Here is an 869-nt window from a genome sequence, read left to right as displayed (position 1 = left end):
GACCGGCTTTCGGAGCCCGGTGCACCGCGTCATCCTGGGGGCTTGATGAGTCGGCTCCTGAGGCCCGGATCATCACGGGACCGCCGGCTCCCGGAGAAGCGGCTTCCGGGGGGCGGATCGCCAGGGAACCGCCGGCTCCCGGGGGACCGGCTTTCGGGGCCCGGTGCGCCACGGAACCACCGCACCCCGAAGGAGGCGAAGCCGGCGCCGCCCGTACGGGGCGGGCCGCTCCCGCCCCTCCCGCGCGAGGCCCCCGACGAGCCGTACCCGCTCCACCGCACCCGGGAACCCGAGTCCGACCTGTGGGACTGGGACATGCCGTTCGGCGTGCGGGACGCGATCACCGCCCCCGGCGAGGAGGGCCCCACGTCCGGCGCACGGGAGTGAGAGCGGGTGTCAGCCGCCGTCCCCCAGGAGGTCGCGGAGCTGCTCCGGGAGGAGATCGCCGCAGGACTGGCGGGCCTCCTGGGTGAGGGCGTCGTCGGTGCAGGTGTAGTAGTCGCTGTAGACCAGCTGGGCCGTGAAGGACGCGGCGACCAGGGCGAGCGCCAGCGACCCCGTGACCAGTCCGCTCACCGCGGCCGTGGTCTGCGGGCGGCCCTTCGGTTCGGGCGCCGGGGAGTCCGGGTCCTGCGCGCGGGGCTTGCCGCGCAGGGCGCTGATGCCCCAGTACAGGGCGAGCGCGCCCAGCAGCAGCGCGACGTACGGCCAGCTGAACAGGCCGAAGAAGAAGGCCCACATGCCGGACAGCAGGGCGAGGCGCGCACGGCGCTGGGCCGGGTCCGTGGGGTCCCAGCGCGTGCCGGGCCCCTGGGGGCCGCCGCCCTGCCCCTCGGGGCCGCGCGGGCGCTCGCCGAAACCGCCGGGGG

General features: G+C 76.4%; 1 pseudogene. It reads right to left on the bottom strand.

Going from position 1 to position 869, the window contains the following annotated elements:
- Window positions 1-396: 396 nt before the first annotated feature.
- A pseudogene (locus B7767_RS42315) lies at window positions 397-869 on the bottom strand (hypothetical protein); the annotation flags it as partial.

The sequence above is a fragment of the Streptomyces sp. 13-12-16 genome, assembly GCF_002114215.1.
Lineage (GTDB): Bacteria > Actinomycetota > Actinomycetes > Streptomycetales > Streptomycetaceae > Streptomyces.
Note: the sequence above shows the minus strand (reverse complement) of the source record. Positions and strands in the feature narration are given on the sequence as shown.